The sequence below is a fragment of the Bacillus cereus genome (assembly GCF_002564555.1).
GTDB lineage: Bacteria > Bacillota > Bacilli > Bacillales > Bacillaceae_G > Bacillus_A > Bacillus_A cereus_K.
The window spans coordinates 78,987-104,154 of the sequence record NZ_NUVD01000005.1 but is presented as its reverse complement, the minus strand read 5'-3'; the positions used below and the strand labels follow the sequence as shown (position 1 = coordinate 104,154).

Genomic DNA, 25,168 nt, shown 5'->3' with positions numbered 1-25,168 from the left:
ATAGAGGAGGATAAATGATGTCAATGTACAACAAGCTAGTAAGAGATCGTGTTCCAGAGAAAATTTTAATGTCTGGAAAAACGTATACAGCACAAAAATTAACAGGACAAGCATACATACAAGCTTTAGCGAAAATTGGAACGGAAGAAATTCGTGAATTTGCTTCCATGAAAGAGCGTGAGCATGCATTAGATTCTCTTGCAGATGCACTGGAAGTTATTATCTCATTAGCGCGTGCAGAAGGTGCAACAATTGAAGATGTAGAACGCCTTCGTAAGCAAAAAGAAATAGAGCGCGGTGGATTTGAAAGAGGAATTTATTTATTAGATGTTTCAGAAGAATAGTTTCATAGGAAAAGCATTGCGTTAGTGGATAACGCGATGCTTTTTTGTCATTAAGATTAGGTTGAAGTGAATTGTATTGCAATTTAGAAAATTGAGCTATATCAGTAGAGGTTTCATAGTAAATTTTGTATACTGAATAGTAGAGAAAATGAGGAGGAAATGACAATGGCACATCATGCGAAAGAAACGATGGAACTCATTAAGGAGCTTGTCTCTATTCCAAGTCCATCTGGAAATACGGCGAAAATTATTAAATTTATTGAGAACTATGTGAGCGAGTGGAATGTAGAAACGAAGCGTAATCATAAGGGCGCTCTTATTGTAACTGTAAAAGGGAAAAATGATGATCAGCATCGCCTATTAACTGCACATGTTGATACGCTAGGTGCGATGGTGAAAGAGATTAAACCTGACGGTCGTCTTCGTCTATCTATGATTGGTGGATTTCGCTGGAACTCTGTAGAAGGAGAATATTGCGAAATTGAAACGTCAAGTGGTAAGACGTATACAGGGACGATTTTAATGCATCAAACATCTGTACACGTATACAAAAATGCAGGCGAAGCGAAACGCGATGAGCAAAACATTGAAGTACGTATTGATGAGCGTGTTTCTTCGGCAAATGAAGTACGCGAATTAGGAATTGAAGTAGGGGACTTCGTTTCATTTGATCCGCGTGTTCAAATTACAGAGAGTGGATACATAAAATCACGTCATTTAGATGACAAAGTAAGCGTCGCAATTTTATTGAAATTAATTAAGAGATTACAAGATGAAAAGGTAACATTGCCATATACAACGCATTTCTTAATTTCGAATAATGAAGAAATTGGGTACGGTGGTAACTCTAATATTCCAGAAGAAACTGTTGAATATTTAGCGGTTGATATGGGAGCGTTAGGTGATGGACAAGCATCTGATGAATATACAGTATCTATTTGTGCGAAAGATTCTAGTGGTCCGTATCATTATGCGTTACGTAAACATTTAGTTGAGCTTGCGAAGGCGAACAGTATTGAATATAAAGTAGATATTTACCCGTACTACGGATCTGATGCATCAGCTGCGATTCGCGCTGGATTTGATGTGAAGCATGCGTTAATTGGAGCTGGTATTGATTCTTCTCACGCTTTTGAACGTACACATGAGAGCTCCATTGCACATACAGAAGCGCTAGTCTATGCGTATGTAATGTCTAAGTTAATTGAAGACTAATTTCATAGAAAATAGAGAGAGCTGATTGGAAATCATATTTTTAATCAGCTTTTTATTTGGGGGGCAATATGAAGAAGTTATTGATGGGGAGTATCGTTGTAAGTTTAGCATTAAGTGGATGTTCTAAAGAAAGTTCAGAGGAAAAAGTAGTGACGAAGGTAGAGGATACCGCGGGGAATAAAAAAGAGAGTAGAAAAATACAAGGATCACAAATAAATCCACAAGTGCAAAGTCGCTACACTGTCTCAATGAATTCTACTGAGGGAGAAACGTATACTTTGCATGTATTTTCGAATAACGAACAACATGAAACACAAAAAGAACCTTGGGTTGGTGCACAAGAAGGGGATCAAATATATAAAGGTGAATATCAGCTTGCATTACAATCTACAAGTGAGACGTTATATTTGCAAGAGGCGCAAATTGGAGAGTTTGTATTTAATACGTCTAGAAAAAATGGATTTGTTAGTAAAGGTACACCAGATTTTTTCGTAGCATTGCAGCGTGAGTCTTCTAATTTTTCAACAGCGAAAGCTTTTTATATTCATAAAGGAAAAGTACTCGAAGTGAAAATTGGTGAAGATGATTTTGGTATTGCAGGAACTTGTTTTAAAGCGTTAGATAACGGGAAGTTTCTTATTGGGAATTATAATAATGGAGAAGGAATATGGTATTTCTCGACTTTCCAAACAAATCTTGAGACGGGAAAAGCAAAAAAGATCGATGAGATCAAGCTTCCTTTGGAGGAAGGGAATGTATATGTGAAAGACAATTTCAAATGATAGATTAGGAGAAGCGATTAGAGCAATATGCATTAATCGCTTTTTTATATACATTCATTATTAGTTATATATGCGATTTTTTATGTGAAGGGAGAACGTATTTACTATACATATATAATGTTATAATCTGTGAAAGGATTTATCCCGCATTAACGGGCAGTAAGCTCCCACCTCAAGATTCAGTTGGAGCAAAGAAATTAGGTGGGAGATCAACTGCCCGTAAATGCCCGATTGGTTCAACTAATAATCAGTGGGGGATGAAGAACCCCCCCACTGATTAAAGTTTCACTTTATAAAGGTTTCTCTTTATTTCCGGCATATGATATCATTTAATTTTATATGAAAAGTATTCGAGTAATCGTGAGAATAACAATTTTAAATGATAAAGGATGATAATAGATTGAGTAATCATAGTAAAATACCTGCATGTATATATACGTATGCATTTCGTGAGGATGAACGTTCTTTATGCTACTTGGAAATGCGCTCATTATTTGGAATGGAGTCCCACGTTAACATTTTGAAAAGTGATGTCAAAATTAATCCGAGCAGAAGCCCGTTTATTAAAGAACGAATTGAAGTTATGTATGAAGGAGACGACTTAGAAAGTATCTTGAAACAAGTGGAACAAATTGACTTGGCGGGAGCGACATTCAAAGTCATCTTCGTTAAAATTAATGACCTTGTTGGAGAGAATAAAATTGAATATGGAGAAAGACGTCTCATTGAGCGAGACCTTGGTATGCATATTGAAGGAGAAGCAGACGTTCGTAATCCAGAGCGCGTATTCGGGATTGTTCCTCTTGGGGGACGTTGGTACTTCGGGCATTATGTAGAAAGTGATCCGGTTTGGTATCATCACATAAAAAAACCGCATAGCTATTCGACATCACTGAGCACACGTGTTGCTAGAGCTGTCGCAAATATCGCTGTGCCAAATCCAGATGGAGTGCGAGCTATTGATCCGTGCTGCGGCATTGGAACAGTAGTAGTAGAAGCACTTTCTATGGGGATTAACATTGTTGGTAGAGATATAAATCCACTTGTGGTTCTTGGAACGAGAAAAAACATCGCACACTTTGGGTTTGAAGGAACAGTAACAAAAGGTCCAATTGAGGAAATCACTGAGAACTACGACGTCGCAATTATTGACATGCCGTACGACTTATTTACGCACGCAACACCAGAAGATCAATTTTCCATTCTCTCAAGCGCGCGCCGCATTGCAAAAAAAGTAGTCGTTGTTACGATGGAAACAATGGACGACATGATTCATGAAGCCGGATTTGAAATCACAGATCGTGGCGTCGCAAAAAAAGGAACATTCTCTAGACAAATTCTTGTTTGTGAATAGGAAAGGTCACCCGTTTGGGTGACCTTTTTTGGTTGGTATTAGCGTAGCCTGGTGTGGATTTAGTTGGTAGAAGAAGGAGTTTGATGGAATTTGTCGAATCCCTAATATATTATAATTTGTGATCGATATATTTGAAAAAACGCTGATATATTCCGAGAATCGTTCAATATCACTTTATCCCGCATTAACGGGCAGTAAAACTCCCACCTTAAAATTCAGTTGGAGCAAAGAAGTTAGGTGGGAGATCGACTGCCCGTAAACGCCCGATTGGTTCAACTAATAATCAGTGGGGGATGAAGAAAACCCCCACTGATTAAAGTTTCACTTTATCAGCATACTACTTTTCTTTTAATTTCTCTTGTTGCGCGATTAGTAGATTGCGCAAGATGTGTCCGCGGTAGCTTTCTAGCTTCCGTCCTTCCAAATAACGAACGCCTAATTTTTTTAGTTCGGCTACGTACCAGCCTTTTGTTCCGTAGTACATGAGATCACTTCCTTTTGCTTTTGAACAGTATATGTTGCGAAGATTTGGAAATTTCTCCTCAAATTAATATTGAATATTCAGTTTATTTGTATTATGATTAACTTATTATCGGATGACAGTGATTAGCCTCCCTGCAAGCCCGGATGTATGTTTGAAAATGAATAGAGGAACTTCTTTCCACTTGAGCTTCCTTAGCAGGAGGACGAGCCATAAGGATAGAGGCAGTAAAATTCAATGCAGCTGTAGGCGTTGTTTTTCTGGCTCTTTTTATTTTTTCTTAAAACGTAGGATGGGATTTTGAGAAAGCTTTATCAATGGGTTATGGCGCACGTTCATGCTAATGGAGGGGTTGGTGAACTGTTTGGCTAAAGAGAAAAAAGAGTTACAGAAGGATTTAAAAACTCGGCATATAACAATGATTTCGATTGGTGGGGTTATCGGGGGCGGCTTGTTTGTAGGAAGTGGAACGATTATTCAATCTACGGGTCCAGCAGCAATTTTGTCCTATATTATCGGGGCTTTAATGGTTGTACTCGTAATGCGGATGTTAGGAGAGATGGCAGCTGAAAATCCTGATAGTGGTTCTTTCGCAACGTATGCGAACAAAGCAATTGGGCCGTGGGCAGGATACACAATCGGATGGTTATATTGGTTTAACTGGGTCATTATTATCGCAATCGAAGCAGTACTTTTAGGCGTGATGATTAACAATTGGTTCCCTTCGATTCCAGCATGGATCGCAAGTTTGGGCATGGTCCTTCTCATGACGATGACGAATGTATATTCAGTAAAATTGTACGGTGAATTTGAATATTGGTTAGCGCTTATTAAAGTTGTGGCGATTGTTGCGTTTTTAATTTTAGGAGTTTCGATGTTTTTTGGCCTTGTTCCAGGGGTGGATAGACCGAGTCTTTCTATTATTACGGAACACGGTGGTTTCTTCCCGAACGGTATTGTCCCTGTCTTACTGAGCGTTGTGTTTATTTCTTTCTCTTTATCCGGAAGTGAAGTAGCAGCGATTGCGGCCGGGGAATCTGATAATCCAGAGAAAAATGTAATACGAGCGATTAATAGTGTAGTATGGCGCCTTATGCTTTTCTTCGTAGGGTCCGTAACGATTTTAGTTATGTTTATCCCGTGGACGGATAAGGAGTTATTAAAACTTCCGTATGCAAGTTTATTTAATATGGCAGGGGTACCTGCAGCCGCAGAGATTATGAATGGTGTTGTATTTTTATCACTACTTTCCGTTATGAACTCAGGTATATATACGAGTTCGCGTATGTTATTTTCACTTGCTAAAAAAGGCGATGCTCCGGCAGCTTTTTCAAAGTTAAATAGTAGAGGGACGCCGGTTATAGCGATCTATGCGAGTATTGTATTTGCATTTATTTGTGCGATGTTAAAATTTATATCTCCTGATAAACTGTTTGCGTTTTTAGCGAATAGTTCAGGTGGGGTAACGATGCTTATGTATATGTTCGTTGCAGTTTCACATGTAAAGTTAAGACGAGAAAGGGAACGAGAAGGCGCTGGAAAGCTAAAAGTGAAAATGTGGTTATTCCCGTATCTCACATATGCAACTCTTCTAATGATTGTTACGATATTTGTTTCGCAGGCATTTATTGAAGATATGCGCATGCAGTTTTACATGACAATACTAGCTACAATCGTAGTAATAATAAGCTATTTCCTAAGAGTTAGAAAAATAGATAAGCAAAAGTTAAATGATTTTACGATTATAAAAGATTCGGAAGTTAGCATAGAGAAAGAATAAGAAAAGGGGTATATTCCATGTTGAAAGAGAAGAAAGATATTACAACTACAAAATCTAGCATATTACATGAAAGAAGAAAGAATGCGGTGCCAGAAGGGCCTTACAATATTACAGAGTTATATGTGCAATCAGCAAAGGGAGCGATTATTACAGATATAGATGGTAATGAACTGATTGACTTTGCGGGCGGAATTGGTATGCAAAACGTTGGGCATTGCCATCCGAAAGTAGTGAAGGCAATCCAAGAGCAAGTGGAATCTTCTATTCATAGTTGTTTTCACGTAGCACCGTATGAAAGTTATATTGCACTAGCTGAAAGACTGAATGAATTAACACCAGGTGATTTTAAGAAAAAAACGATGTTTGCCAATAGCGGTGCTGAAGCAGTAGAAAATGCGGTGAAGATTGCTAGAAAAGCAACTGGTAGAAGTGCGATTGTTTCGTTCGAGCGTGCTTATCACGGGCGTACACTTTTGACGATGTCACTTACAAGTAAAGTGAAACCGTACAAGCATGGATTTGGACCGTTTGCATCAGAAGTATACAAATTACCATATCCATACTATTACCGTGCTGAAGAAGGACTGTCGCCAGAAGAAGTAGACGCGCAAATCTTAGCGTATTTCGAACGCTTCATGTTAGAGGAAGTAGCAAGTGATAACATTGCTGCGATTATTTTGGAGCCTCTTCAAGGAGAAGGTGGATTTATCGTTCCGACGACTACGTTCATGCAAGGTGTTCGAAATATTTGTGATAAATATGGAATTATTATGATTGCGGATGAAATTCAAACTGGTTTTGCTCGTACGGGTAATTTATTTGCAATGGATCATTTCGGCGTAGCTCCTGATTTAATGACATTTTCAAAATCAATCGCTGCTGGGATGCCGCTTAGTGCAGTAACAGGGAAAGCGGAATTGATGGATGCACCTGGTCCTGGTCAACTAGGTGGTACTTTCTCAGGAAGTCCAGTTGCCTGCGCAGCTGCACTAGCCGTTTTGGATATAATCGAGGAAGAGAATTTAGTGAAGCGTGCTACGGAAATTGGAAATCGTATGATGGAAGTATTTAATAGTTGGAAAGAGAAATATGAACTAGTTGGCGATGTGAGAGGTCTTGGCGCGATGACTGCAATTGAGCTTGTAAAAGATAAAGAAACGAAAGCGCCAGCAGCGGAAGAGGTTAAAGCGATTATGAAGGAAACGCATAGTAAAGGGGTCATTACGATAAGCGCTGGTATTTATAGTAATGTACTTCGTTTCTTGCCACCTCTTGTTATAACAGATGAACAGCTTGAAGAAGGGCTTACTATTTTAGAAGCAGCTATTGCGAAACTATCAAAATAAAAAAACGGTGGGGGCAGGGGCATGAGGTTTTTCAATTATATAAACGGTGAGTGGAAAGAACCTTCCACGAATGCATACGTTAAAGATTATAATCCGCATAACGGGGAAGAGTTAGGTGAATTCCCGCTTAGTTCGGCAGAAGATACACGAGTAGCAATTGCATCAGCGAAAGAAGCTTTTTATAAATGGAAAAAGTTATCGTTTCAAGAGAGAGCGAGTTATTTATGGAAAGCGGCAGCTATTTTAAAAGAAAAGGTAAATGAAATTGGCCGAGATGTAACGAATGAAGAAGGAAAGACGCTCGCAGAAGGGATTGGCGAGACGAAGCGGGCAATTAGCATTCTTGAATATTATGCAGGGGAAGCAAATCAGCCGATTGGAGAACTAATCCCATCCGCTAATGAAAGTACGATGCTTTACAGTAAGCGAGTGGCAGTAGGACCGGTTGGATTAATTACACCGTGGAACTTTCCGATTGCAATTCCAGCGTGGAAAATGGCGCCGGCACTTATTTACGGAAATACAGTTGTTATTAAGCCGGCTGAAGTGACGCCAAAATCAGTGTATCATCTTGTAAATGCTTTTCATGAGGCAGGTATTCCAGCAGGTGTAATCAATTGTGTGTTCGGAAAAGGCACTGAAGTTGGGACAGAATTAACGGGGAATCCGGATATACAAGCAATATCTTTTACCGGATCTAATCACGTTGGAAATATCATTCAAAAAGCAGCCGTTGAAACCCGGAAAAAAGTGCAATTAGAAATGGGCGGGAAAAATCCGTTAGTTGTATTAAAGGATGCCGATATTGAAAAGGCGGTAACTATTACGATAAAAGGTGCGTTTATGTCAACAGGGCAAAAGTGTACCGCAACAAGTAGAGTCATTGTAGAAGAGGAAATTTATGAAGCGTTCAAGGATCGACTGTTGCAGCGCACGGAAGCTCTTACAGTTGGGAATCCGTTAGATCCTGCTACATTTATGGGACCATGTGTTTCAAAAGGGCAGCAACAATCTGTTTTATCGATGATTGAAGTAGGGAAAGCGGAGGCTTCTTTATTGTATGGAGGCAGCGTGCCGGAAGAAGGAGAATTGCAAGCTGGTTGCTACGTGTTACCGACTATTTTTGAAAATGTAGATGTGGATGCGCGCATTGCAAAAGAAGAAATTTTCGGGCCAGTTATATGTTTATTTAAAGTGAATAGTTATGAAGAAGCAGTTTCTTTAGCGAATGATACTGAATACGGGTTAAGTGCATCGATTTGTACGAATAATTTAAGTTTATCGCAGCGGTTTATTGATGATGTGGAAGTTGGAATGGTGCACGTGAATTCAGAAACTGCAGGAGCAGAACCTCAAGTTCCGTTTGGCGGAATGAAAAATTCTAGTGCTGGACCGCGTGAACAAGGAAAAGCGGCGAAAGAATTTTATACGAGAATAAAGACAGTATACGTAGATCAAGTATAAGCGATAAAGTGAAACTTTAATCAGATAGGGGCATCCCCTCTGATTATTAGCCTTCACCAATCGGGCCTTTACGGGCACTAGGCTCCTACATAACTCCCTCGCATTCGCCGAATTTTGAGGGGGGGGCTACTGCCCGTTAATACGGAATAAAAAACATAGTAACGGAGGATGAAATATGCGTAAAGGGACATTTTTTATGGCGGGACACTCGAGACTTCCGAAAGGGATGGCTGTTCGCAGTATGTATGAAACATTAACAATTACAATTGAGGCAGATCATAAATATCATGTCATTATTGAAGCGTCATGTACGCTTGCGACAGAGCACGGTAGGGACTTCGTCGCTCAAATTTTGAGAGGACATAGTTTGCAAGATGGTATTGAAGATATCGTTCAAGATATTACAGATCATTATCAAGGAAAAGCGCAAAATGCTATCGTCAGTGCGGTAAAAGATTTGCATCGTCAATACGTAAGTTATTTAAATGATGAACAGCTCGAGGGTGAGTACGAGGAAACAACTCCATAAGAACTGTCTAGTTTATCGCATTTATGTCCATAAACAAGAGCCAGTTGTATTTCTTTTAAAGAGATACGACTGGCTTTTTATATTGAGGAGGCAAAAATTATGAAAAAGTTAAATGAAGTTCAAGTTGTAAAAAAGGAAACGAAAAAAAGAGGATGCGCAGAGAGTAAGGGTATTTGTAAAATGTGTAAAGTTTGTAGAGAAAATAGTAAAAAATAAATTGACATTAAGAATATTATGAATTATCATTTAATTAATAAGGTCCATACGAGAAATTAGCCTTCTCTATATCCGATCTTACTTTTCTGTTTTACAAATATTTTCATACAAACTGTCTATTATTATTGTACTTTAAGAGATTAAAGAACATTCGTAATTATGAGCCAGTTGTACGTTTTCGCGATTTTTATGTCGTGGATGCGTATGACTGGCTTTTTCGATGTTAGGGCAGTAAGACCGAATCTCAGCATAAGAAGATAAGGATAACTGTCTGTAAAAAGCGTCAATACGTTCTTCATATTTAATTTAGGGAGGAATTGAAATGTCGATTATTACAGAACAAAGTACGAAGATGAAATTTGCAAAGAAATATGAGGGGTATGAAATTGTTCCTCATCCAGAGCATAAGCGTTTATACCATATTGTGTTAAATCAGCAGTTGCTTAAACAGTTTTTTGAAGAGGTAAAAGAGCATTCAGAGCAGTCATTACAATATATTCCGTATTCTCGGTTTAATCTTGCGGATGGAATGAGAAAGATTTTTGGGCAATCATTTATGGATAACATTCGCGGCATTATTCATGACCGTGAAACGGGTGGATTTACAATTGGGGTACAAGGTGAAACGGCAGATCCAGCAGACTACGTGAAATTTGCGACAGCATTAACGCATTTAATCGGGGCGCCGAACTTTGATGCGATGACAGGAACGTATTATGCTAGATTTAATGTGAAAGATACGGATAGTAGTGATTCTTACCTTCGTCAAGCGTACCGTTTATTCACACTTCATACAGACGGTACATTCGTTGATGAGCCAACAGATTGGCTTCTTATGATGAAAATTGAAGAGCAAAATGCAGTAGGAGGGGAATCCCGTTTACTACATTTAGACGATTGGGAAGATCTTCAGAAATTTAGAGATCACTCGCTCGCATCTGTTAAAATTACGTATAAAGCACCACCAAGTAAAAATGCGCAAGAAATCGTATATCGCGAAACATTTTTTGATGTAAATAACGCACCATGCATTTGCTTTATCGATCAGTTCGCGTATCCAGATAATATTGAACAAGCAAACTATCTGAAAGACTTATCATATTCAGTTGAAAATTCACCAGCAACACATGCATTAAAATTACCAGTTGGTGACTTAGTTCTTTTAAATAATTTGTTTTGGATGCACGGAAGAGCTGCATTTGAGAAAAATAAAGGTTTATATAGAGAACTAATGCGTCAGCGCGGTTGTTTTTCTAAATAAGTTTGTATGGCGGGTCTTAAAAAAGGCCTGCCTTTCATCATATTAAGGGGGAAGTAGGATGTATGACTTTATAATTATTGGCGGAGGAATTGTTGGGCTTTCAACTGGAATGGCTTTAACGAAAAAATTCCCTCGTGCGAAAATCGCGATCATTGAAAAAGAAAAGGAACTTGCACATCATCAAACTGGACATAATAGCGGAGTAATTCATTCTGGAATTTATTATAAACCAGGGAGTTATAAAGCGAAGTTTGCCAAAGAAGGAAACGCAGCTATGGTTCAATTTTGTAAAGAAAATGACATCGCTTATGACATGTGCGGAAAAGTAATTGTCGCTACAGAAAAGGAAGAACTTCCTCTTTTACATAACTTATATGAAAGAGGCTTACAAAACGATTTACATATTGAAAAAATAGGTAAGGAAGAATTAGCTGAAATTGAACCTCATGTAAAGGGACTTGGCGCAATCCGTGTTCCTTCTTGCGGGATTGCTGACTATAGAGGAGTAAGTTATGCATTTGCCCGCTTGATTCAAGAAAGCGGCGGAGAAATACATTTAGGAACAACGGCGGAGCGTATTACTGAGAAGAAAGACGCCGTAACAATTGAGACAAATCAAGGTGTATTTAAAACGAAATTTCTCATTAACTGCGCTGGCTTACATAGCGATCGTATTGCGAAAAAGACAGGTATATTAACTGATATGAAAATTGTTCCGTTTCGTGGTGAATATTATGAACTCGTCCCAGAAAAACGCCATCTTGTAAAACATTTAATTTATCCAGTTCCAAATCCAGAATTCCCATTTCTAGGTGTTCATTTTACAAGAATGATAAACGGAGACGTACATGCAGGACCGAATGCAGTATTAAGCTTTAAGCGAGAAGGTTACACGAAAAAAGACTTCGACATAAAAGACTTCATGGAAACAATGACATACACAGGCTTCTGGAAAATGGCGATGCCGAATATGAAAGAAGGCATAAAAGAGATGGTGCGTTCATTTAGTAAACAATCATTTCTAAAAAGCTTGCAGCGCTTAATACCAGAACTGACAGAGAAAGATATCGTCCCAACGCATGCGGGCGTAAGGGCACAAGCAATTTTATCGAACGGAAATATGGTTGATGACTTCTGCATTATCCCTGGCATCAATTCGCTGCATATTTGTAATGCGCCATCTCCAGCTGCGACGGCAAGTATAAAGATTGGTGAGGAGATTGCGAAGCAAGTGCCGGATGTGGTGGCGGTTAGGGTTTGATGGATCCCCCGAGTTTTCGGGGGATTTTTTGTTGGGGTTAGGTGTGTAGATTTGAAATAAAGTTACGATGTTGCTAAAAAAAGATGCAAAAAAACAAATAGAGCTACATCACTTTGTTAAGTTAAATGAAGTAGTGGCCCTTATAATAGAGAAGTCCGCGCTATTATAAGGGCGAATTAGTGCATTCTTATTTCCTACCACTCAAAATCATTGCATTTCCTAATACTTTTTTGTTCAATAAGAGTTTTGGTAACTCTATTTCTTCAGCAAGCTTGTAGCTATTCAATTCGGATACACCATGTTTCTTTAAGACATGTAAGAGCTCTTTTTCATCTCCAAATACTTTTTCATCCATAAATAAATCTAAGAAAACAAACTCGCCACCAGGTTTTAATACTCTTAATGCCTCATTAATTACTTCAGTTTTATTTTCTCTATCTTTTACTTCATGAAATGTTAGACAGCTTACAATTATATCAAATTCATCATCAGTAAAAGGGAGTTCTGCAGCACTTGCTTTCAGAAAATCAATTCTATCAGAGACCCCTTCTATTTCAGCATTCTGCTGGCACTTGGATTTGGAATATTCCCAATTTCCGCCCCAATAATCAATTCCAGTTAGATAGGACTTAGGAAAAGTCTTTGCCAGTTTAATAATCAAGGAACCACTACCGGTTCCTATATCTAGTATTTTTCCTTTTTCATCCCAATTCACCTTGGCAACAATTAAATCATGTATTTTTGACTGATAATTCCCCCCAACTGCTGCAAATTGGTAAACTGAATAAGAAAGTATAAATGCTATATAAATAAAAGGTAACGCAAAAATACCTGACAGGATTCGCAGATATACATTAACAGGTAATAATGTTACCAAGAGAAGAATGAGTGAAATAGCCAAAAAAATAATTAGTTTGTAAATTCGTATCCAAGTTTGATATTTCGTTTTTGTTTTTAACATATTAGCCATCCTTAAATAATCTATCTTTTGTTTGCTATAATTATATAGGAAAGCAATAATCCTGTCTTATAGTTTAAGTACATTACTTCATAATCTTCATCTGTTTTAACATTAATATCCAATTATTTCAGAAGAGATTCTCCACAATCTGGCCCGTTTGTTGCAAAAGAAAAGGAGGTGCCACAGCACCTCACAAGGACGAATATGTGGCTTGAATTCCACAATGAATTTTATACATTATGAATAAATGACTTTTTTTATTGGCTGATTAACGCTCTACTTCATAACTAATCCCATACTTCTTCAGCTTCTTATATAAGTTAGCACGGGACATGCCTAACTTTTTCGCAGCGATGCTTTTGTTTCCGTACGTGTCTTCGAGAGCTTGTATAATTCTAGTTTTCTCTAAGCTCTTTTTCTCATCAGTGAGTGAGCGCTCTGTATGATGGATAGGCTTCTGCAACGGCAATAGTTGTAAAATGTTTGCTTCACGTATCTCTTTCCCGTCATGAAGGACAATTAACCTTTCTATTATGTTACGTAATTCGCGAATATTACCCGGCCAAAAGTATGTATGTAGTTTGTTCATTGCTTCTTGATGAACAAATGGAGCGGGCTTGTTATATTTGAAGGAAAATTCCTTTAAGAAATGATGGACTAAAAAGGAAATGTCATCTGTTCGTTCCCTTAGCGGCGGGATGTGCGCTGTGAAAACATTTAGTCTATAAAATAAATCAGATCGAAACGTCCCGTTGAGCACCATATCTTCTAACATACGATTCGTTGCGGCAATAATTCTTACGTCTATCTTTTTCGGTGTTTGCCCACCAACTCGGTAAATCTCTTTTTCTTGTAAAGCACGGAGTAGTTTCACTTGCATATCAAGCGGGAGTTCTCCTACCTCGTCCAAAAATAAAGTGCCGCCATTTGCTAGTTCTAACTTTCCTGCTTTTCCGCCCTTAGCGGCTCCCGTATAAGCTCCAGATTCATAGCCAAATAACTCACTTTCAAATAAAGCGGCAGGAATAGCGCCGCAATTAATTGGGATAAAAGTATTTTTGTTTCTAAGGCTTGCTTCATGAATGGCCTGAGCGAAAAGTTCCTTTCCAACGCCGCTTTCTCCTGTAATTAAAATTGTCGCATCTGTAGTTGCTACCTTTTTCATGTTGTGGATAATGTGCTGAAGTGTGGCGTTATTCCCTTTAATCGTGCTGAAGGGGTCATTTTGTTGATGCTGAATCAGTTGTTTTAATTGCTGTAATTCTTCAGAAGTAGAGGATAATTTTTCATTTAACTTAATCGTCGCGGTAATATCTCTTTCTACAGACATAGAACCAACTAATTCGTTGTCATCGTTATAAATAGGAGTCGTACTAATTAATACGTGCTTATCTGGACGCGGAAGATGATAAATATCCCGGACCGGTTGCCCGCTCTCAAGAACTTTTAAATTCATAATATCTTCTTTTGAAAAGAACTCCTGCACGTTTCTTCCGATAATATCTTCTTTTTTTATGTTATACATTTTTTCTGCTGCCTCATTCCAGTACAGCATAACTCCTTCCGTATCTACGATAGAAATCGCTTCTTCCACGTAAGAGAGGAGTGTATGCAACGTTGGAACTGCAAAGGTATCGAATTGTTTCATAACATGGCCTCCAAAGAATTTATCTCGCTATTTGTGGGCTAATAATCAGTAGGGGATTTATAAAACCACCACTGATTTTATAAAAAAGTAGACAGTAGTATACAGATTTGTTGCCAAAAGGATACACCTTTTTCAGAAAAATGTAAACAAATTAACGCTTTGTGATTTGGCATAGTATTTGCATTGAAAATAGTATCAACATATAGGGGAGAGATAGAAATGAAGATTAGTAAAGTGTATACAACAATTGATGCTCATGTAGCTGGGGAACCGCTTCGAATTATTACGGGCGGAGTGCCAGAGATAAAGGGAGAAACGCAACTTGAAAGACGTGCATACTGCATGGAACATTTGGATCATCTTCGCGAGGTTCTTATGTATGAACCGAGAGGACATCACGGCATGTACGGTTGTATCATTACACCGCCTGCAAGTGCTCACGCTGATTTTGGCGTTTTATTTATGCACAATGAAGGCTGGAGTACGATGTGTGGTCACGGCATTATTGCTGTCGTTACAGTAGGAATTGAAACAGGCATGTTTGAAGTGACAGGTGAAAAACAAAAGTTCATTATTGATAGCCCTGCTGGGGAAGTTATTGCGTACGCAAAATTTAACGGGAGTGAAGTAGAGTCCGTATCATTTGAAAATGTTCCTTCGTTCGTATATAAGAAAGACGTCCCTATCAAAATAGATGACTATGAATTTCAAGTAGATATCGCATTTGGCGGAGCATTTTATGCGGTAGTAGATAGTAAAGAATTTGGTTTGAAAGTTGATTTCAAAGATTTATCTGCTATTCAAACGTGGGGCGGTAAAATTAAACACTATATCGAGAGTCAAATGGAAGTGAAACATCCACTGGAAGAAGGTTTAAAAGGAATATACGGTGTTATTTTCTCAGATGAACCGAAAGGGAAAGACGCTACTTTACGAAATGTAACGATCTTCGCTGATGGGCAAGTAGACCGTTCTCCTTGCGGCACAGGAACTTCTGCAAGAATCGCAACCCTTTTTGAAAAAGACGCTCTGCAACAAGGAGAAACATTCATCCACGAATGCATTACTGACGGACAATTTGAAGGAGAAGTGTTATCCGTAACAGAGGTAGACAAATATGAAGCTGTCGTTCCAAAAGTAACGGGGAATGCATTTATTACAGGATTTCATCAGTTTGTTGTAGATCCGAGGGATGATTTGAAGCGGGGGTTTTTGTTAGCTTAATGTTTTCTTAAGGGAGGGGCCTTTGGATGAAGTGGTGGCGAAAACAAAAATTACCTGTGAAAATTTTGATAGGGGCATTAATCGGTATTGCTTTAGGGGTAGCATTTGGACCGAAAGTAGCGGTTTTAAAACCGATTGGGGATATATTTATTCGTTTATTACAAATGATTATCGTTCCTTTAACTTTTTTAAGTATCGTCTCAGGTATTGCGGGGCTTGAAAATCCGAAAATGTTACGAGCAATTGGCGGAAGGATTTTTATTTACTATGCAGTCACAGCGGTATTAGCGACAAGTATTGGCGTAGTAATCGCTTATATTATCAATCCTGGTAAAGGGGTAGAAGGTCTTCTTGCAAGCGGGCAGAACTTTAAAGAGGAGAAGTTTAGTTTTGTAGATAATATTGTGCAATGGTTTCCTTCCAACGTCATTCAAGCAGCTGCAGAAACAAGTATGCTTCAAATTATTATCTTTGCTATTTTTGTCGGCATGGCTCTCATTCTTCTTGGCGATCAAGCGAAAGGGACTCGTAAACTAGTTCATGAAGGTGCAAAAATAATGATTAAAATTGCGGAAATGGTTATTGGATTTGCACCTTACGGAATTATGGCGTTAATTGCTCATGTAGTTGGCACATTTGGATCAGATATGCTTACTGCGGTCGTTAGCTATGTAGTAGCTGATTATTTGTCATTGTTACTTATTATTCTCGTTATGTATCCAATTGTATTAAAAATTTTCGGGAAGATAGGTCCAGTACATTTTTATAAGCAAGCAAGTCCAGCTATGCTCGTAGCTGCAAGTACGACATCGAGCAGCGCAACGCTTCCAGTAACGATGGAAGTGGCGCAGAAAAGACTTCGTATATCAGAGTCAGTAGCTGGCTTCACCATTCCGCTTGGAGCTACTATTAATATGAATGGACTATCAGCAGCGCTCGGTGTTTTAGCGGTTTTCGCATTAAATGTATATGGAATTCCAATTACATTTGGGCTTATTGTGCAAACTGTATTTTTAGGAATCGTCCTTGCAGCGGGCTGCGCTGGAGTAAAAGGTGCAGACGTTATTACTGCGACCATTTTACTTTCTACACTAGGGCTCCCGCTAACAATTATCCCGATCATCGCAGCTGTTTCTCCGCTCGTTGATATGGGCCACACGGTTGTAAATATTACTGGTGATTTAGTAGGAGCGCAGGTTGTGAATGAAAATATAGCACAAAGTGAGGAGAAGAATATAGGAAAGGGTGAAAAAATATGCTAGTTATAAGCGCGAACGAACAAAGAAATTTAGTAAATATGAACGAAGTCATTGAATACGCAGCGCTTGCCTTAAAAGAGTTTTCCGCAGAAAGAACGATTACACCAATACGCGGCTCATTACCATTTGCGAGCGAACAAAATACCGCATTAATTATGCCTTCAGTCGCGGAAGGACTTGAAGCACTCGGAGTAAAAATAGTAACGGTAGTCCCGCAGAATAAAAAGATAGGAAAGAAAACGATAAACGGAATTGTGATGCTATCAGACTTTCAAACGGGAGAACCACTCGCACTTTTAGAAGGCTCCTATTTAACGATGATCCGAACAGGCGCCTTATCAGGAGTAGCGACAAAATATTTAGCTCGTCATAACGCAAAAACTTTATGTATTATTGGCACGGGTGAACAGGCGAAAGGAATTGCTGAAGCTGTATTCGCCGTTAGGGACATCGAAAAAGTCATTTTATACAATCGAACGGAAGAAAAGGCATATGCATTTGCGCAATATATACAAGAGACATTTAACAAACCAGCTTACGTCTATGCAAGTCCAAATGAAGCAATAAGCGAAGCTGACATCATCGTCACAACAACGAACGCATCTACACCAGTCTTCTCAGAATCACTAAAAACAGGTGTCCACGTAAACGCCGTCGGCTCATTTAGACCGAGCATGCAAGAACTACCATCTCACGCTATTGCTAACGCAACTAAAGTAGTAGTCGAATCAAAAGAAGCAGCACTAGAAGAAACAGGTGACCTTCTAGTGCCAATAAAAGAAGGTTTATTTAAAACTAGCGACATTCACGCTGAACTTGGTCAAATTATAAGCGGGGAAAAAGCTGGTAGGGAGAATGATGAAGAGATTACTGTCTTCAAATCAGTTGGTTTGGCGGTAGTGGATATTATCGTTGCGAAGTATTTGTATGAAAAAGCGGTGGAATGTGGAGTGGGGAATAGGATTGAGTTTTGAGAGACTGCCTTTTGGTGGTCTTTTTCTTGTTGATAAGGGGGAGTTATATGTTTTCAAGTGTAGGTTTGAAATAAATTCGTACTGTTTAAAAATAAGAAGGTAATCACACATTAGTCATATCTAATATGTGATTACCGTTTCTATTTAGCTGTCATGGCACCGTCTGCAACCACAGCACTACCAGTCATTGCTGATGATTCATCTGAGGCAAGGAATAAAGCTACATTCGCAATTTCTTTTGTATGAATAACACGACCAATCGGTTGGAAGTCATCAATATTATTTAGTACATTTTCAATACCACCCATTAGATTCGCATGTGCATCGTTAATGGTAGTATTCACCCAACCTGGACAAATGCAATTGGCACGAATATTTTCCTTAGCATAATCCAATGCTATGGCCTTGGTAAGCATTAATATAGCTCCTTTGGAAGCTACATATGCAGATAACATAGGCTCTGCAACCAAGCTGTTTACAGATCCTAAATTAATGATAGATCCTCCACCATTTTTTCTCAGCTCAGGGATACCGAACTTGGTCGTTAAATACATGGATTTCACATTTACATCCATGGTCCGGTCCCACACCTCTTCTGTGATATTTTCGATTTTCCCAGGTACATTTATCCCTGCATTATTACAAATAATATGTAAAGCGCCAAAATGTTCCACAGTATAATTGATTAATTTTTGAACTTGATTGGAATCGGAAACATCTATACGGAAAAATTCAGCATCGCCACCAGCATTTTGTATTTCCTCTACCACCTCTGCTCCTTGGTCGATGATATCACTCACCACGACTTTCGCTCCTTCTTCAGCGAATCGTTTTGCAATGGCTGCGCCAATTCCTCTTCCAGCTCCTGTTACAATCGCAACTTTTCCTAACAATCTCATACGCCAACCCTCCATTAAATTATATTACTCTCGGAATGCCGGTGGTTTTATTTTATATCCTCCTGATTTAACTGCTCCCACCGTAATGCCTAGAATCAACCAACAAGCTCCAAAAATAAAGGTCTTTAGGCCAAAGCCTGACCAAACAAAAGTAACAATGCCAAAACCAATCAAAGGCATAACCAAATAATATATAAAAGATTTCAAACCACGATTTCTCTTTTTAAAGAAAAAGTACCAACAAACACATAAATTTAAAATCATAAATGAAGTAACGGCCCCAAAGTTAACAACCATTAAGATTGTTTCTGTTGGTAACGTGAGAACAGTAACGGCACATATGATGGCAGACAAATAAGTTGAATTTACTGGTGATTGATATTTTGGGTGAATCTTCTTAAACACATTCGAGAATGGTAGAAGATTGTCACGACTCATAGAATAGAGAATTCTAGAGGTCGCTGCCATACAGTTTAAATTTACTGCTCCGGCTATAGCAACTACGTTAATAAGGGTTATTACTACGTAAAAGACGGTGCCACCGGCTTCTTTCAAAATATTAAAATAACCTAAATCTGGGTCGAGGTTGGCATAGTTTGGATGGATCAAATGTGCGATATACGCTTGAGCCACAAAGAAAAACCCGATAAATACAATAGAAAGAACCGTTGCCTTTCCAACAGTTTTTCTTGGTTCTGTCGCCTCTTCAGACAGCGTACTAATCCCATCAAAACCTAAGAAACCAAGGACGGCGATTGTAGTTGAAGTGGCAATCAATCCAAAATTGAAATGTTGAGATTGGAAGAATGGATCAAGGGTAAATCCACCAGTGCCGTGACCTCCTACAAACACATAGTTAATACCAACAATCAATACGGCTGCAATGACAATGACTTGTACGTAAAACATAATCATGTTCATTCGAGAAGTAACTGTGATGCCTCGGATATTAATATACGTATTAATAGCAATAAACAGTAATGCCCATATTGAGGAAGGGACATTAGGAAAGATCCCAGTCATCCAGTTTCCAGTCATCGAATACAATAACGCTGGCAGTAGGACATAGTCAGCGAGGATAATCCAACCTGCCACGAATCCAACATGCGGATTTACTGCACGTTGAATGTACGAATATACAGATCCAGATATAGGGAATTCTTTTGCCATATGGCTATAGCTGTAGGCAGTAAACAACATGGCAATTACCCCTACGATATACACCAAACATGCCATGCCAAAACTTTGCTGTGCTACCATTCCATACACTTGCATCGGCGCCAATGGAGCCATAAAGACCATGCCATAAATGGTTAGCTCTTTTAAACCAAGGCTTCGCTTTAATTCTTGTTTGTATCCAAATTGACTTATTTCAGTTTCAATCTGAGACATAGATTCACCCCTTTTTTAATATATTAAGAGTATTATAGTGAAAATTCTGAATATTTTCAATAATGTTTTTCAAAGCTATTATCTAAAATATTACTGATGGGATTAGTGCAAAATTAGATCTGTTCGCTGATAGAATTGTAGATAAATATCTGCAAGAAATTGTTGGATATTATTGGAATGAAGATTGTGTTTTTATATTAGAAGGAAATCGTAAACGTTGTTCAAGAAGCTATAAAGTATTTGAAAAAAGTAAAAGATACTCTTGGGGATTTTGTTGTACGGTATTCGATTTTTATTTTAGAGAGTCAGAAACTCAAAATGTATATATATAAATTATAAAAATAGTTATATAATCGATAAGGATGAAAACGGTTTATGAACCAATAGGAAAGGAATATAGAGTATGGAGGAATGGATTGCAAGTCAGAAAGAAACCAACCATCATAAAATAGCGATAACATTATTTCCTATCAGTCTATTTTTAGGGTATATCCATCCAGGATTATTTGGTTTGGGATTATTTTTATTTTTTATTATTACATCATTTAAGTTATTGAAGAAAATGCTATTTTTTATGCTTATACTAGGCATCATATCGGTAATCCTTCCTTTTTTAGCACCAATTATTTTTATTGTTATGCTCGTTCTCTTTTTTATGAGAATTCAGTTTGTGCTAAAAAATTGGAGGCCTTTTTTAGCTGGATTGCTTGTATATGGAATTGCGGCTATTTTACTAGCCAGAATGAGTTTTGATCCTACTAGTGCTTCTTTAGCCTATGATTCTTCACCTAGTAAATTAATCGAGTCTATTATTGTTTCGGGTTTAGGTTTTATTGGTATAAGAACAACGTTAATTTGGTTGTATGGTCATAATTATAGTAGTTATGCAGCTCTTGGAATTATGGGAAGCGTACCTCTTATTATCATTTCTTTCATTTTGCCATTTTTAAAAATGCATGTTGGTGGAGATGCTTATGTCGCAGAGCCAGGGATGGTTGATGGGCACGCTGTTACAGGGGAAACAGTTGTACATTCTTCAGATGCGCATATAACTAAAGGAACGAACGTACAACATGTACAATCATATGTAAGAACGGCACCAGACGGAGATGTAACGAATAACTTATCGTATCATGGTCCAGATACAAATCTTGTAAATATAGAAGCGCAAGGAAATGATTATGTAAAAGTTACTTCAGATACTAAAGATTCTTCACAGTGGGGAAGCATGACTCCAGAACAAAAAGAAACTGCTTTGAATGCATTTAATGGAACATTAGTAGGACAAGGTATGGTAGATAAAGTGTTAAAACGTGTGGATCCGAAGAAAGGACGGAATCGTTTTTGCGGACATTGTGGTAAGGAAAGGTCTGGAAAAGAACGATTTTGTGTTTCATGTGGAGGTAGCCTGGAAGAGGATGAACAAGCTCCAAAACAAATGGATAATAGGAAGAAAGGGAACTTTATTCTATTCAGCGTTGTGGGAGCGATCGTTGTAATAACAGCGATACTTATGATGAAAAATTCATTTTTCTCAGAGGATGATAAAGTAGCAACTAGCGAATATAGCGAAGAAGACAACACACAACTAAGCACCGCATCATTATCGGATATAGATGGTTATTGGGTAGATAAAAGTGATCCAAGTTATGTCGGGATTCATGTAATTGATGATAAAAAAGGCGAAATAACGCTCTATAACGGTGAAGAAAACGTTACATACTTATTTAAAGAGCAAGATATTGATGAGAAAGAAATTAGTTTACGCATCTATGAAGTGAAATCTGACTTAGAAACATTCACACCGTTTAATGTTCGTGTAAATGTAATAGATGACGAGGAGATTGAGTTAATCAGGCTAGGGCATGAAGAAGAGGACCTTTCACTTACACGAATGACGAAGGAAGAGTTTATGAATTACTATGAGCCTGTTGATGAGAAAAAAACGTATACAGGACAAAGTGATAAACGTGAACAATCTAATCGTACAAATACGAAAATACCATTCTCACACATAGAAGCTAGCTGGATTAATACAAGTGGCGGACCAAATATATCAATTATCTTGCAAGAAGGCGAGCGAAGCGGTGAAATTATTATTGATGAAGGACAACCGGGTGGTGGCAGGCTCCCTCAGCATAAATTCTATATAAGTTCTGAACCAAAGAATGGAGATAATACATATATTCTTTCAGTACAACAAAACTCAGGTGAATATAGATATGTAGAGTTGACGTTGACGGAAGATCGATTACGGATGATGATGGATGGACAGGAGAGTTTTTATCGGAGAGGGTAGAAGCGATGTTGTCTCAAAAGGTGTAAATTAGTTTTTACTATTATATATATAATAGAATCGTCCCTTTATTTAATTGGGTTGTGGTGATTCTTATATGTACAACGCAATTCAAAAAGCTGCACCTCTAACAATTAGAGGTGCAGCTTTTTTTACCATTCTCGCCATTCTTCTGTGATGTCTTCTTCAGATTCTAAGCCAGCTATTCGTGCTGCTGTATCGATAAATTCATAGAGATCTTCTCTTTCCATTGTTTCGATAAAATAGTCATGTTCGATATTTAATTCATTTATTTTAATAACTACGTCTTTAACGACTTGCATGATTTCGACTTCGGTTGGGTGCTCTCCCAATTGCTCTAAGTTGTTAATGTAAGTGTCGAGCACTTTATTTGTTGCACTTATATTTTCTTCAGTGAAAAATTCCCCATCTTCATCATTCTCAATCCATGGGGTTGTTGGTTTGTTTTTTTTCAATTCAGCAAATGTCATGATAACCTCCTAAAAATGTTTTTTTATCTTTAATCTCATTCTATATTTTCGATCATATATAACAACCATTTTAGAAAAATTTTCTGTAGACTGCTAGTTTTTTAACTCGTTTTGCGAGGCTACCTTTTGGTGGTCTTTTTATTTTATCCCCCGCATAAATATATTTTATCGCAAGAATTCATTGGTAGATTTCAAACTTTCTATCTTTGCGAAAAAGTTTGACAATACATACAGGTAGTGGTATTTTAAAACCTATAAGAAAACTTGGTATTAATTCCGAGTTTTCTTATAGGTGTAAATAGTCGAGAGGGGTCGAAATATGAAAAAGAAGTTGTTTGCATTACCAATTGTCCTAATATTATTTATTGCATTAGCAGCTTGTTCTGGGGGAAAAGATTCTTCGAAGCAAGCAGGAACTAGTACGTCAGGGACTCCGAAAGATGGAGGGACGTTAACGATTGGCGTTAGCGATAATCCTGATACGATGAATCCGCTTTATGCGAATGATCGTGTGTCATTAACTGTGCAGCAAGCTTTATATGCACCGCTGTATCATATGGAAGACGGTAAGAAAAAGTTTGTTCTTGCTGAGAGCTTTACGCCTTCAGAAGATCAATTAACATGGACGTTGAAGTTGAAAGATAATTTGAAGTGGCATGATGGTAAGAAGATTACATCAGACGATATTGTATTTACATTCCAATCTATTTTAGATGAGAAGCAAAATAGCTCAAGTCGTGAGAACTTTATTTTTAAAGGCAAACCGCTTGAGGTGAAAAAAGTAGACGAGTTAACAACGCAATTCGTTTTACCACAAGTTAGTGCATCTTTCGAAGGGGTTATGAACGATTTCTTCCCAATTCCGAAACATGTATTTGAAGGTGAAGCAGATTTAGTGAAGAGTAAGAAAAACCTACAGCCTGTAGGATCAGGTCCATTTAAATTAAAAGAATTCAAATCAGATGAATATGTTGCGTTAGAGCGATTCGATGATTATTTCGCTGGGAAAGCGAAATTAGATTCTATCGTGTACCGCGTTGTAAAAGACCGTAATACAGCAAATGTTTCACTGCAAAACGGTCAAATTAATATGAAGATGATCGAACCGCAAGATTATAAGAAATTAGATAGCACAGGGAACTTCTCGATGGTGAAATTCCCTGAAGGTAGATTATTCTACTTATCTTATAACATGAATACAGACCTTATGAAGAAAAAAGAAGTGCGTCAAGCAATTGCGCATGCGTTAGATAAGAAAGAAATGATTAACTCAGCATTCGTTTCTAGTGAATTTGCAGAACCGGCAAATTCAATCTTAACACCAGACGCTATGTATTATGCGAAAGATATAAAAGAGTATAAGTATGATCAAAAAGCAGCGAAAGATTTATTAGCAAAAGCTGGTGTGAAAGATAAAGAAAAAGTACGCGTTATGTATGTAACGAATAATAAAATTATGGAAAGTTTAGCGCTATATACACAACAGAAATTACAAGAAGTTGGCTTACAAGTTGAACTAAACGCATTAGATGCTAGTGCGGCAAGTGAAAAAGGATTAGATAAAGAGAATAAAGACTATGACATTACATTCGGTGGTTACATTATGGGACCTGAGCCAGATTCATATAAGAGCTTATTCTTAAGTAATGCCGAGTACAATTATGCACGTTATAAAAATGCTGATTTCGATAAGTTATGGGAAGAAGCTGCAGTTGAAACAGATAAAACAAAACGCGCAGAGTTATACCATAAAATCCAAGATACGGCGAGAGAAGACGTACCTTATCTACCAATCGCATATCCGAAAGCAGTTATTGCAGTAGATAAAAAGTTTGATGGATTAAAAGAAGCAAAAGCAATTCCTGTCACAATGTTTGAAGATCTATCGAAAATTTATGAAGTGAAATAAGAAACTATAAAGAAGCTGGTGGAAATCAGCTTCTTTATCCCGTATTAACGGGCAGTAAGATTCTCGCCTCAAAACTCGGCGA

The 25,168-nt window shown here is 38.0% G+C and carries 20 protein-coding genes and 1 pseudogene; 15 read left to right on the top strand and 6 right to left on the bottom strand.

What is annotated here, in order from left to right; translation table 11 throughout:
- Nucleotides 1–17 precede the first annotated feature (17 nt).
- The 4 genes from COI75_RS02030 to COI75_RS02015 all read left to right on the top strand — a co-directional run bounded on the left by COI75_RS02030 (nucleotide 18) and on the right by COI75_RS02015 (nucleotide 3,695).
- Nucleotides 18–344, top strand: a complete 327-nt coding sequence (locus COI75_RS02030) for a nucleoside triphosphate pyrophosphohydrolase (RefSeq protein ID WP_000063207.1) — start codon at nucleotides 18–20, stop codon at nucleotides 342–344.
- A 165-nt stretch (nucleotides 345–509) separates the two neighbouring features.
- A complete protein-coding gene (locus tag COI75_RS02025; protein WP_000930024.1) occupies nucleotides 510–1,559 on the top strand; it encodes a M42 family metallopeptidase in 1,050 nt (349 codons plus the stop codon).
- 68 nt (nucleotides 1,560–1,627) lie between these two features.
- Entirely contained in the window at nucleotides 1,628–2,341 is a 714-nt protein-coding gene (locus tag COI75_RS02020) for a hypothetical protein (protein WP_000735158.1), read from the top strand.
- A 400-nt stretch (nucleotides 2,342–2,741) separates the two neighbouring features.
- On the top strand, nucleotides 2,742–3,695 hold the full coding sequence (locus COI75_RS02015; protein ID WP_000064974.1) for a TRM11 family SAM-dependent methyltransferase: 954 nt from the start codon (nucleotides 2,742–2,744) through the stop codon (nucleotides 3,693–3,695).
- A gap of 337 nt (nucleotides 3,696–4,032) precedes the next feature.
- Here the strand turns inward: COI75_RS02015 and COI75_RS02010 are convergent.
- Nucleotides 4,033–4,256: pseudogene (locus COI75_RS02010) on the bottom strand (YflJ family protein).
- Nucleotides 4,257–4,531: 275 nt separating this feature from the next.
- Between COI75_RS02010 and COI75_RS02005 the strand changes: the two are divergent.
- The 6 genes from COI75_RS02005 to lhgO all read left to right on the top strand — a co-directional run bounded on the left by COI75_RS02005 (nucleotide 4,532) and on the right by lhgO (nucleotide 12,033).
- Nucleotides 4,532–5,956, top strand: a complete 1,425-nt coding sequence (locus tag COI75_RS02005) for an amino acid permease (RefSeq protein WP_002095879.1) — start codon at nucleotides 4,532–4,534, stop codon at nucleotides 5,954–5,956.
- Nucleotides 5,957–5,973: 17 nt separating this feature from the next.
- Nucleotides 5,974–7,302 carry a 4-aminobutyrate--2-oxoglutarate transaminase gene (gabT, locus tag COI75_RS02000; RefSeq protein WP_000910587.1) on the top strand — a complete coding sequence of 443 codons (1,329 nt, stop codon included), beginning with the start codon at nucleotides 5,974–5,976 and terminating at the stop codon, nucleotides 7,300–7,302.
- A 21-nt stretch (nucleotides 7,303–7,323) separates the two neighbouring features.
- Nucleotides 7,324–8,766: an aldehyde dehydrogenase family protein gene (locus tag COI75_RS01995; RefSeq protein ID WP_001210431.1), complete on the top strand. Its 1,443-nt coding sequence runs from the start codon at nucleotides 7,324–7,326 to the stop codon at nucleotides 8,764–8,766.
- A gap of 175 nt (nucleotides 8,767–8,941) precedes the next feature.
- On the top strand, nucleotides 8,942–9,295 hold the full coding sequence (locus COI75_RS01990) for a DUF3870 domain-containing protein (protein WP_001225453.1): 354 nt from the start codon (nucleotides 8,942–8,944) through the stop codon (nucleotides 9,293–9,295).
- Between the two features lie 538 nt (nucleotides 9,296–9,833).
- Nucleotides 9,834–10,772: a glutarate dioxygenase GlaH gene (gene glaH / locus COI75_RS01985; protein ID WP_000022849.1), complete on the top strand. Its 939-nt coding sequence runs from the start codon at nucleotides 9,834–9,836 to the stop codon at nucleotides 10,770–10,772.
- Nucleotides 10,773–10,830: 58 nt separating this feature from the next.
- A complete protein-coding gene (gene lhgO, locus COI75_RS01980; protein WP_000271843.1) occupies nucleotides 10,831–12,033 on the top strand; it encodes an L-2-hydroxyglutarate oxidase in 1,203 nt (400 codons plus the stop codon).
- Between the two features lie 187 nt (nucleotides 12,034–12,220).
- Here lhgO and COI75_RS01975 read toward each other — a convergent pair whose 3' ends face one another.
- Both COI75_RS01975 and COI75_RS01970 read right to left on the bottom strand, forming a co-directional pair.
- Complete coding sequence (locus COI75_RS01975) at nucleotides 12,221–12,994, bottom strand: class I SAM-dependent methyltransferase (RefSeq protein ID WP_000920906.1); 774 nt, start codon at nucleotides 12,992–12,994, stop codon at nucleotides 12,221–12,223.
- A gap of 268 nt (nucleotides 12,995–13,262) precedes the next feature.
- Nucleotides 13,263–14,642, bottom strand: coding sequence for a sigma-54 interaction domain-containing protein (locus COI75_RS01970; protein ID WP_000808494.1), 1,380 nt, complete (start codon nucleotides 14,640–14,642; stop codon nucleotides 13,263–13,265).
- Nucleotides 14,643–14,861: 219 nt separating this feature from the next.
- Here COI75_RS01970 and COI75_RS01965 point away from each other — a divergent pair, with 219 nt between their 5' ends.
- The 3 genes from COI75_RS01965 to COI75_RS01955 are packed head-to-tail and all read left to right on the top strand — an operon-like array spanning nucleotide 14,862 to nucleotide 18,099.
- Nucleotides 14,862–15,866: a proline racemase family protein gene (locus COI75_RS01965; protein ID WP_000703391.1), complete on the top strand. Its 1,005-nt coding sequence runs from the start codon at nucleotides 14,862–14,864 to the stop codon at nucleotides 15,864–15,866.
- A gap of 26 nt (nucleotides 15,867–15,892) precedes the next feature.
- Nucleotides 15,893–17,128 carry a dicarboxylate/amino acid:cation symporter gene (locus tag COI75_RS01960; protein WP_000872378.1) on the top strand — a complete coding sequence of 412 codons (1,236 nt, stop codon included), beginning with the start codon at nucleotides 15,893–15,895 and terminating at the stop codon, nucleotides 17,126–17,128.
- Nucleotides 17,122–18,099 (top strand): ornithine cyclodeaminase family protein, encoded by a 978-nt coding sequence (locus COI75_RS01955; protein WP_000960334.1) that lies wholly within the window; start codon nucleotides 17,122–17,124, stop codon nucleotides 18,097–18,099. Before COI75_RS01960 ends, COI75_RS01955 begins: the two co-directional genes overlap by 7 nt.
- A gap of 140 nt (nucleotides 18,100–18,239) precedes the next feature.
- On the opposite strand, the gene COI75_RS01950 is transcribed toward COI75_RS01955, so the two are convergent.
- Both COI75_RS01950 and COI75_RS01945 read right to left on the bottom strand, forming a co-directional pair.
- Nucleotides 18,240–18,998 (bottom strand): SDR family NAD(P)-dependent oxidoreductase, encoded by a 759-nt coding sequence (locus COI75_RS01950; protein WP_001237781.1) that lies wholly within the window; start codon nucleotides 18,996–18,998, stop codon nucleotides 18,240–18,242.
- Nucleotides 18,999–19,022: 24 nt separating this feature from the next.
- Nucleotides 19,023–20,390, bottom strand: coding sequence for an APC family permease (locus COI75_RS01945; RefSeq protein ID WP_000078173.1), 1,368 nt, complete (start codon nucleotides 20,388–20,390; stop codon nucleotides 19,023–19,025).
- 403 nt (nucleotides 20,391–20,793) lie between these two features.
- On the opposite strand from COI75_RS01945, the gene COI75_RS01940 reads away from it, so the two are divergent.
- Complete coding sequence (locus tag COI75_RS01940) at nucleotides 20,794–22,689, top strand: hypothetical protein (RefSeq protein WP_098448207.1); 1,896 nt, start codon at nucleotides 20,794–20,796, stop codon at nucleotides 22,687–22,689.
- A gap of 149 nt (nucleotides 22,690–22,838) precedes the next feature.
- On the opposite strand, the gene COI75_RS01935 is transcribed toward COI75_RS01940, so the two are convergent.
- Nucleotides 22,839–23,177, bottom strand: a complete 339-nt coding sequence (locus COI75_RS01935) for a hypothetical protein (protein ID WP_000141635.1) — start codon at nucleotides 23,175–23,177, stop codon at nucleotides 22,839–22,841.
- A gap of 319 nt (nucleotides 23,178–23,496) precedes the next feature.
- Here COI75_RS01935 and COI75_RS01930 point away from each other — a divergent pair, with 319 nt between their 5' ends.
- The gene (locus COI75_RS01930) at nucleotides 23,497–25,086 is read left to right on the top strand and encodes an ABC transporter substrate-binding protein (RefSeq protein ID WP_000727662.1); all 1,590 of its coding nucleotides are present in this window, start codon (nucleotides 23,497–23,499) and stop codon (nucleotides 25,084–25,086) included.
- Nucleotides 25,087–25,168: the final 82 nt, after the last annotated feature.

Bases quoted from the DNA above. Each gene is read 5' to 3' on its own strand.
- gabT (WP_000910587.1), top strand. From the start codon at position 5,974: ATGTTGAAAGAGAAGAAAGATATTACAACTACAAAATCTAGCATATTA.
- COI75_RS01960 (WP_000872378.1), top strand. From the start codon at position 15,893: ATGAAGTGGTGGCGAAAACAAAAATTACCTGTGAAAATTTTGATAGGG.
- lhgO (WP_000271843.1), top strand. From the start codon at position 10,831: ATGTATGACTTTATAATTATTGGCGGAGGAATTGTTGGGCTTTCAACT.
- COI75_RS01945 (WP_000078173.1), bottom strand. From the start codon at position 20,390: ATGTCTCAGATTGAAACTGAAATAAGTCAATTTGGATACAAACAAGAA.
- COI75_RS01965 (WP_000703391.1), top strand. From the start codon at position 14,862: ATGAAGATTAGTAAAGTGTATACAACAATTGATGCTCATGTAGCTGGG.
- COI75_RS02030 (WP_000063207.1), top strand. From the start codon at position 18: ATGTCAATGTACAACAAGCTAGTAAGAGATCGTGTTCCAGAGAAAATT.
- COI75_RS01940 (WP_098448207.1), top strand. From the start codon at position 20,794: ATGGAGGAATGGATTGCAAGTCAGAAAGAAACCAACCATCATAAAATA.
- COI75_RS01990 (WP_001225453.1), top strand. From the start codon at position 8,942: ATGCGTAAAGGGACATTTTTTATGGCGGGACACTCGAGACTTCCGAAA.
- COI75_RS01950 (WP_001237781.1), bottom strand. From the start codon at position 18,998: ATGAGATTGTTAGGAAAAGTTGCGATTGTAACAGGAGCTGGAAGAGGA.
- COI75_RS01970 (WP_000808494.1), bottom strand. From the start codon at position 14,642: ATGAAACAATTCGATACCTTTGCAGTTCCAACGTTGCATACACTCCTC.
- COI75_RS02020 (WP_000735158.1), top strand. From the start codon at position 1,628: ATGAAGAAGTTATTGATGGGGAGTATCGTTGTAAGTTTAGCATTAAGT.
- COI75_RS01975 (WP_000920906.1), bottom strand. From the start codon at position 12,994: ATGTTAAAAACAAAAACGAAATATCAAACTTGGATACGAATTTACAAA.
- COI75_RS01955 (WP_000960334.1), top strand. From the start codon at position 17,122: ATGCTAGTTATAAGCGCGAACGAACAAAGAAATTTAGTAAATATGAAC.
- COI75_RS01935 (WP_000141635.1), bottom strand. From the start codon at position 23,177: ATGACATTTGCTGAATTGAAAAAAAACAAACCAACAACCCCATGGATT.
- glaH (WP_000022849.1), top strand. From the start codon at position 9,834: ATGTCGATTATTACAGAACAAAGTACGAAGATGAAATTTGCAAAGAAA.
- COI75_RS01930 (WP_000727662.1), top strand. From the start codon at position 23,497: ATGAAAAAGAAGTTGTTTGCATTACCAATTGTCCTAATATTATTTATT.
- COI75_RS01995 (WP_001210431.1), top strand. From the start codon at position 7,324: ATGAGGTTTTTCAATTATATAAACGGTGAGTGGAAAGAACCTTCCACG.
- COI75_RS02025 (WP_000930024.1), top strand. From the start codon at position 510: ATGGCACATCATGCGAAAGAAACGATGGAACTCATTAAGGAGCTTGTC.